The following is a 7,384-nucleotide window of genomic DNA, read 5'->3' on the forward strand; positions in this document are numbered from 1 at the left end:
ATCCATGTCACAGGTCAACAACAGCACTTCCCTTTCCGCCATTCTCGACACTATCGACCTCGGCCCCACCGGCAGCGTACAGATGATGTTTGCCAAGCTCCAGCTCGCCCAGTCCGAAATCTGCAAGTCCCAGGCTGAATCCTACATGAATCAGATCGAACAGATTCAGGCAGAGCAGGAAGAGTGCGCCAAGATGATCGAGCAGGCCAGAGAACTCCAGAACAACGCCAAAAACGGAACCGGCGACTGCCCTTGGGACAAAAACGCATCCATGATGCCCCAGGAAATGGCGGATTACTTCAAAGAGCGCGGTCTGAGCTACGACACCACCGGCAACGACCTCGCCAACAACCCCGACGAGTGGGACTACAACCTGAAGAGCCTGACCAACTATCAGGAACAGATCGGCAACAAGACGCAGACCCTCATGGTATACCTGCAGGACTTCATCGGCCAGTACAACTCCTACCTCCAGGGCGCAAACACCCAGATTGCCAACGCCAACCAGACTCTCACCAACCTCGCCCGCGGACAATAGGGCAGGCAGACCCCTTTCTGCAGCGAGGCCCTTCTTCACGACAAACTTCTTCAGGATGGAACTACCATGGCAGACAATACCCCCCTCAACGACAACGAAATCGCCGCCATCATCAACGCCCTGAACAAAGGCGCCAGCATCGGCGACGTATGCAACATTTCGGACGAACAGATAGAAGGCCTGTACGCACTTGCCTACAACCTCTACTCCTCCGGCAACTTTGCCGATGCCGGTACCGTGTTCCAGGCACTGTGCCTCTACAGGCACAAGGAAGTGCGCTTCTGGATGGGCCTTGCCGGCTGCCGCCAGGCGCAGAACGACCTGAAGGGCGCCGTCGACGCCTACGCCATGGCAGGCACCGCAGATCTTCTGCGCAACCCCGTGCCCTTCCTCTTCGCTGCCAAATGCTACATTCAGCTCGGCGACAAGGAAAACGCCGTGGGCGCGCTCAAAGGCCTGCTCACCCTAGGGGATGAGTCGAATCCCGCCCACGCCGACTGCCACAAAAAGGCACGGGCCCTCCTCACCATGCTCAACGCAAGCGAGTAATCCATGGTTGACTTTAATCCTATTTACGGTGCGAACAGAACCGACTACACCACCCCGACTGCCGGTACAACCAAAGGCGCCGGCACTTCCGATGCCGCTCCCCTTCCCGATGCCGACGAACAGACCCTTCAGGCACTGCTCGCCGAACTGGGCCTTCCCGATTTGCCCATCTCCTCCAGTTCGCTTTCCCTTGATACTCTTCTGAACGCCATCGGCGACGACGTGCGCCGTCAGGCCTGCCGAGACGGCGTGGCCAGCCTGGAGCTCAAGGGCGAGCAACAGGCGGAAATCAACGAGAAGGAACTCCAGGAAATCGCCGACCGTCTCGAAGAAATGAAGAAGAAGTCCGTGGCCAACGGCTTTCTCAAGGCATTCCAGATCATCGGGGCTATCGTGGGCGCCATCGCCTCTGCGGCCAGCATCGTAGCCGGAGCTCTGACGGGCAATCCCCTGCTCATCGCCGCGGGCGTCGTGGGCATGGCCATGACCATCGACAGCGTGGTTTCCCTCGCCTCGGACGGCAAGTACAGCATTGCCGCAGGGTTCACTGAGCTCGGCAAGAAAATGGGCATGAGCGACGAGGCCGCCCAGTGGTTCGGCTTCGCCATGAACATGGCCATTATGGTGGTCTCCATCGGCGTCAGCTTCGGCGCAGGCTTCGCCTCCAGTGCCGGCAGCATCGCCAACATAACCAGCCAGTCCGTGCAAAAGGCCGCACAGATCTCGTCCATTGCCTCCAAGGCGGCGAACATCGCCTCCGGTGTGACGAGCATGGGCACGGGCGCTGCCACCATCGCAGGCGCGGTCTTCGACTACAACATCTCCCAGAGCCAGGCCGACAGCAAGGAACTTGAAGCTATTCTGGAACGCCTGCGCGAGGCTATCAAGATGGATCAGGATCTTGTGGAAGCGGAAATGGAACGGGCCAACGACCTCATGAGCAAGGTGAAGGAAATCGTGGGCGAATGTGTGGACACGCAGGCCGCCATACTGGGCGTCGCGCCTTCCATGGCCTGAAGCACGCAATGCGCCGCTTCCCGCACGGCTCCGTCTCTCCCAGCCGCATGCCACCCGTGTGAGACACTTCTCTTCTAAAAAAGGATATCGACATGTCCCTCAGCGTCAATAATCTCGTCGGCTTCAATCAGACCGTGTACGATGACCTGAAAACCAAATATACCAGCGCCACCGGAAAAACGGATAGCGACTTCGACAACCTTCTCATCAGCCTTTCAAAAGACGGCACACTGAGCTTCCAGGATGTTACGGGCGAAGTTTTCGATATGCTTCCCAAACCCCTGGATTCGATAGTCTGCCCCAGCACCATTCCCTCCTTCGGCAGCACCTACCTTGCCCTGATAACGGAACTGTCGTCGGAAGAACGCCGCCAGAACGCCGAGATGCGCGCCCTGCAGACGGAAGAAATGGTCGACAAGATACAGGATCAGGCCGACACCATCCGCAACAAGGCCGTGGCCCAGCTCGTCACCGGCGTGATTACGGGCACCCTCAGCATAGCCCAGGGCGCGGCCTCCATCAGCATAACGGCCAAGGGCATAGCGGCCAACGAAAAGACGGCCAACGAGGCGTTCACCAAGTCCATCGACGAGTCCACAGGCTACGGCACCAAGGCTATCCGGGGAGAGAGGGCCATGAACGCCGTGCTGAACAAGGCGAACAGCGCCGCCAATCAGGCCCGTCAGCAGGCCGACCTCTTGTTGAACTCCAGAGTGCAGGCCTTCAATTCCATGATGACCGGATCGAGCGGCATACTCGGCAGCATCGGCCAGTGCGTAAGCACCATGTACGACGCAGAACTCAAGGAATCCGAAGCGGACGTGGAGCGCATCCGCGCCCAGCAGCAACAGCTGGAAAGCCTGGATGAATCCCTGAAGGCGCTCATACAGAAGGCATTGAGCACCCAGGATACCATACAGCAGAACATCAATCAGACCAGAACGAAAATTCTGGGCTGATCTTCCGGCGGGAGACCGACCTCCCCTGTTCCGGCTGAGCGCCGTGTCCAAAGGACGAAGCGCTCTCCGGAACAAGACATTTGACAGTACACGGCAAAAGTCACTAGAGTGAAAAAAATTCAGGAGAACGCCATGGCATCGCCTCTTCAGCAGACGGCCGACATCATTACCCGTGCAGCGGGCTGGGAACACGCCACTCCCGACGAGGAAGGATGCTTCCATTTCTCGCTGGAAGGGGGGCTGGACTTCTCCCTGTTCTCCCCGGAAAACAGGACCGGAATATTGCTCTCCTCCCTCGGCAAGGCCCCTGAAAGCGATGAAGAAGTCAGACGCCTCGCCGCCCTTGCCGCCGGATGCCTGAAAAAGCGCAGATCTGTGTTCAGCATAGGGGAACACGGGCTGGAACTTCATCGGGCTTTCCCTCTTTCCAGCGCCTCCGAAAGTTTTCTTATCCCGGAAGTCCGCGATTTTCTCAACGACCTTGCGTGGTGGAAGCGGCAGATTTCCGGTGGAGGGGCTTCAATGAACAAAAGTTCCTCTCCTTTCAGCCTCCCCTTCGGCAACTGGTTCCCCGGCTGATAGTTCTCAAGGACAGTGTATGCGGAAATTCCCTTCCTTTTCTGCCGCCCCATGCTCTACCCCCGCTTTTCTCCGGCAGGCCTTTCTGGTCTGCCTTTGTCTCGTCATGATTATGGCGGGCAGCGCCCAGGCGGCAATATTCCGCCAGCCTTTTTCCTATTATGCCGACAGCCAGGAACTGGGCACCGTACTCATGAATTTCGCGCGGGCTGAAGGCTACGCGGCCTCCCTTTCCCCGCAGGTCAAGGGCAAGGTCAGCGGGCGCTTCCAGGAGGTGGAACCGCTCACCTTCCTTTCCGGCATGCAGAGCGCCTTCGACGTGAACTGGTACACTCTCGGCAAGACCATCTATTTCTATCACACAAGCGAAAGCAAGCGCATCTTCCTTTCCCCGCATACGGGTACGGCGAAGCAGCTTTATGAAGCGCTCCGCAAGTCCGGCGTCTTTTCCCCGCAGCTCCCCCCTTCGCTGGACGGTTCGGGCGACGTCATTTCCGTTTCCGGTCCGCCGGAATACCTTGCCCAGATAAGAAGCGCCATGGCCGCCTTTGAATCCTCGCAGACGGAGCAGATCGTCATGCGGGTCTTTCCGCTTAAGCACGCATGGGCGGAAGACATCACGGTGAGCAGCATGGATAAAACCGTTACCGTGCCCGGCATTGCCACCATCCTGCGCGCCATGGTCATGGGCACGCCCGTCTCGGGCACGCGCGTCACGCAGGAAAAGGCCACCGTGGAAAAACTGGGCGGCAAGGGGCTTTCGGCCCTGGGCAGGGAGGAGTCCTCCTCGCCGAAACAGGCTTCCCCCACGCCGGTTTCCACCGGCAGCATCAGCATCATGGCCGACCCTCGCGTCAACGCCGTGCTCGTCAGCGACGCGGCCTACCGCATGCCCTACTATGCCCAGGTCATCAAAGATCTGGACAAGCCCGTGGAACTTGTGGAAATACACGCTGCCATAGTGGATATAGACACCGATTTCAAACGCGAGCTGGGCATAGCCTTCCAGGGTGCAGGCGGCACCAGCGGCAACGGCTGGGGCGGCGGCGGCACCTCGACCGGCTCCACCACCGGCGGCACAGGCATCCCCTCCCCCGGCGTCATGGACAGCGTGGGCATGACGCTTTCCACCATCTACACCCACGGCAGCGACTTTTTCCTCGCCCGCATACAGGCGCTTGAGGAAAACAACGAGGCCCGTGTCCTGGGCCGCCCCTCCGTGCTCACGGTGGACAATATCCAGGCCACGCTGGAAAACACCACCACCTATTATGTGGAAGTGGAAGGCTATCAGGCCGTGGATCTCTACAAGGTGGAGGCGGGTACTGTGCTGAGGGTGACCCCCCACATCATCCGTGAACACGGAGAAACCTCCATCAAGCTGGCCGTAAGCGTGCAGGACGATCAGGACAACAGCTCAAGCGTCAACACTTCAAGCGGTGTCCCGCCCATCAAACAGACCAAGATCAACACGCAGGCCATAGTCAACGCCGGTCAGAGCCTGCTCATCGGCGGTTACTATTATGAACAGAAAGGGCAGGATGAAAGCGGCGTCCCCCTGCTCAAGGATATTCCCTTCATCGGCAATCTGTTCAAAACAAAGTCCAAGGAAAGCAAGAGGATGGAGCGCCTCATCCTTATCACTCCGCGCATTGTGGAACTTTCCGGCACCAATGTGCCGAGCCAGGTGGACGATCCTTCCTTCCACCGCACGGCCACACAGGCCGATTATGAGCCGCGTATCCCCGTCAGAAGGAAAAGCTCCGGCTGTTCCCGCTCGCCCGACGCCGCCGCGGCCTCCGGCGCGGAAAGGACACTGTAAATGGACGGTGTGACGCTCAGAATATTCTCCGGCCTCCACCTCGGCGCAGAAATTGAATTGCAGGAGGGAGTCTATGTCGTCGGCTCCGACGATTCCTGCGACCTCATCCTTTCCGATTCCTCGCTGGCCCCCCGCCATGCGGCCCTGCATATTCTTCTCCCCGAATCCGGGACGCAGGTGACGGCGGAACCTCTGGATGGAAAAGTCCTCCTCTCGGGGGAAGCCCTGCCCGGAGAGGAAAGGCTGCCTGCCCGCTACCCCTTCCAGCTCGGCCAGATAGTCCTGGCATGGACGGAGGCGGCCTCCGCTGACAACGCCGCCTGGCAGGAAGTGGAAGAGCGCCTTGCCCGGGCGAAAAAAACTGAGGAAACGGAAAGGGAATCAGAAAACGCCCCCGCCCCCCAGCCAACGACGTTGCCGGATGAAGCGGAAGACAAGGAAAAAGACGCCAACGAAACTGCCCCATCCTCTTCTCTGCCCGAGCTTGAGGAGGGTGGCGGGGACAAAGCGGAAAAAAATTCCGGGCGTTCCGGCAAGACCTTCAAGGCGGCGGGTATCCTTCTCGCCTGCGCCCTGGCCGGGCTTCTATGCTTTACCTGGGAAGAAAAAGCGCCTCAGCGCACGCCGGAGGAGCTCATGCGCTCCCTCCTGGACGAGGCGGGCTATCAGAAGCTTTCGGTGACGGGCGGAAAAAACAGCGTGACCGTTTCCGGGCGCATCGCCTCCGACAGGGAACGCGGCCGCCTGCTGCGACTGGCACAACTTTTGCAGTTCCCTGTGTACCTGGATGTGACGGTGAGGTCGGACGCTGCCGATGCAGTGAAATCCTCTTTCAACGCCCTGGGGCTTTTCCCGGAAGTGACGGAACTGCCGCCATCCTCCCATCCGGGGCTTCTGGTGAAGGGATACATCAAAAACGGCGTTCTGGAGGAGCAGGCGCTGACGGAAGCCGTACGCAACGTGCCCGACCTGAGGCCTTCATCTCCGGGGGGAAAGGCGAAGCTTTCGCTCTTCCAAGATATCCGGCATGAAGAAGACGTACGGATATTGCTGATCCCGGCTCTTGACGGCGCAGGGCTTGGCGAAGTGAAAACGGAGTATCAGCCCGGCAGGATCATCCTGCGAGGGGCCTTCACCCCACAGACAAAGGCTTCGCTGGAAGAGGTCGTCACCCAGGTGCAGGCAAAACTCGGCGTGCCCGCGCCCTTCGATATCATCAACAGTGCCGAAATGCCCGGCAGGCAGAAAAACGACAACATCTACACCCGGCAGGAGAAGCAGGAGCAGAAGGAAAATTCCCCTGCCGCGGCGGAACGAAACGGCGACGCCTCCTTCCAGGTCACGTCCGTTTCCCTGGGGCCCATGAGTTTCATCACCCTGAAAAACGGCGAGCGCGTCTTTGAAGGCGGAGAACTGCCGGGAGGCTATGTCCTGGAGAAAATTTCCGTTGACAAGCTGACACTGGCCCGGAACAACACTATTACCGTATATCCTCTGAGAGGTTCCCATGACTGAGTTTGTCTCTGTTCTCGACATCATGGAAAACGCCCCCTACGGCGCGCAGACTGCCGTGCGGGATGAAGTAGCCGACATGGACGCCTCACTCCGCCGCACCATGGACCGGGGCCTCACCCCGGATGAGATGAAAACGGCACAGGCAGCACGGGCTGCGGCACAGGCGGCTTCTTCCATTCTCGAAAAACTTTTTGCCTGAAAAGGAGTGCATTATGGATTCCATCAGCGGATTCAATGTCAATCAGATGTTTGAAAACACCCTTCAGGGAGTCAGCACAAAAGGCTCGGAACTCAACGCCAAGATGGCCGAGCTTGCCGAAGGCGACGAACTGAGCAACGAGCAGATGATTTCCCTTCAGTTTGAAATCGGCCAGTACAACACTCTGATGGAAGCGCTTTCCACCG

At 59.0% G+C, this 7,384-nt stretch carries 9 protein-coding genes; all 9 read left to right on the plus strand.

The features are described from left to right. A partial coding sequence (locus K8W16_RS01090) for a hypothetical protein (protein WP_304120415.1) occupies positions 1–538 on the plus strand: 538 nt, incomplete at its 5' end. A gap of 66 nt (positions 539–604) precedes the next feature. Next, complete coding sequence (locus tag K8W16_RS01095) at positions 605–1,087, plus strand: SycD/LcrH family type III secretion system chaperone (RefSeq protein WP_304120417.1); 483 nt, start codon at positions 605–607, stop codon at positions 1,085–1,087. Positions 1,088–1,090: 3 nt separating this feature from the next. Next, on the plus strand, positions 1,091–2,104 hold the full coding sequence (locus tag K8W16_RS01100) for a type III secretion system protein (protein ID WP_304120418.1): 1,014 nt from the start codon (positions 1,091–1,093) through the stop codon (positions 2,102–2,104). Between the two features lie 92 nt (positions 2,105–2,196). Beyond that, the gene (gene sctB / locus K8W16_RS01105; protein ID WP_304120419.1) at positions 2,197–3,063 is read left to right on the plus strand and encodes a type III secretion system translocon subunit SctB; all 867 of its coding nucleotides are present in this window, start codon (positions 2,197–2,199) and stop codon (positions 3,061–3,063) included. A 132-nt stretch (positions 3,064–3,195) separates the two neighbouring features. Further along, positions 3,196–3,642, plus strand: a complete 447-nt coding sequence (locus tag K8W16_RS01110; RefSeq protein WP_304120421.1) for a hypothetical protein — start codon at positions 3,196–3,198, stop codon at positions 3,640–3,642. A 19-nt stretch (positions 3,643–3,661) separates the two neighbouring features. Beyond that, the gene (gene sctC / locus K8W16_RS01115; RefSeq protein ID WP_304120422.1) at positions 3,662–5,464 is read left to right on the plus strand and encodes a type III secretion system outer membrane ring subunit SctC; all 1,803 of its coding nucleotides are present in this window, start codon (positions 3,662–3,664) and stop codon (positions 5,462–5,464) included. Continuing rightward, a complete protein-coding gene (gene sctD, locus K8W16_RS01120) occupies positions 5,465–6,979 on the plus strand; it encodes a type III secretion system inner membrane ring subunit SctD (RefSeq protein WP_304120424.1) in 1,515 nt (504 codons plus the stop codon). It abuts the gene before it with no gap. Continuing rightward, positions 6,972–7,178 (plus strand): hypothetical protein, encoded by a 207-nt coding sequence (locus tag K8W16_RS01125; protein ID WP_304120425.1) that lies wholly within the window; start codon positions 6,972–6,974, stop codon positions 7,176–7,178. Before sctD ends, K8W16_RS01125 begins: the two co-directional genes overlap by 8 nt. Before the next feature lie 13 nt (positions 7,179–7,191). Continuing rightward, positions 7,192–7,384 (plus strand): type III secretion protein (locus K8W16_RS01130; RefSeq protein WP_304120426.1); only part of this gene is annotated, 193 nt, incomplete at its 3' end.

The sequence above is a fragment of the Mailhella massiliensis genome, assembly GCF_020741395.1.
GTDB lineage: Bacteria > Desulfobacterota > Desulfovibrionia > Desulfovibrionales > Desulfovibrionaceae > Mailhella > Mailhella massiliensis_A.

Coding starts and splice junctions, on each gene's coding strand:
- K8W16_RS01095 (WP_304120417.1), top strand. CDS start 605: ATGGCAGACAATACCCCCCTCAACGACAACGAAATCGCCGCCATCATC.
- K8W16_RS01100 (WP_304120418.1), top strand. CDS start 1,091: ATGGTTGACTTTAATCCTATTTACGGTGCGAACAGAACCGACTACACC.
- sctB (WP_304120419.1), top strand. CDS start 2,197: ATGTCCCTCAGCGTCAATAATCTCGTCGGCTTCAATCAGACCGTGTAC.
- K8W16_RS01110 (WP_304120421.1), top strand. CDS start 3,196: ATGGCATCGCCTCTTCAGCAGACGGCCGACATCATTACCCGTGCAGCG.
- sctC (WP_304120422.1), top strand. CDS start 3,662: ATGCGGAAATTCCCTTCCTTTTCTGCCGCCCCATGCTCTACCCCCGCT.
- sctD (WP_304120424.1), top strand. CDS start 5,465: ATGGACGGTGTGACGCTCAGAATATTCTCCGGCCTCCACCTCGGCGCA.
- K8W16_RS01125 (WP_304120425.1), top strand. CDS start 6,972: ATGACTGAGTTTGTCTCTGTTCTCGACATCATGGAAAACGCCCCCTAC.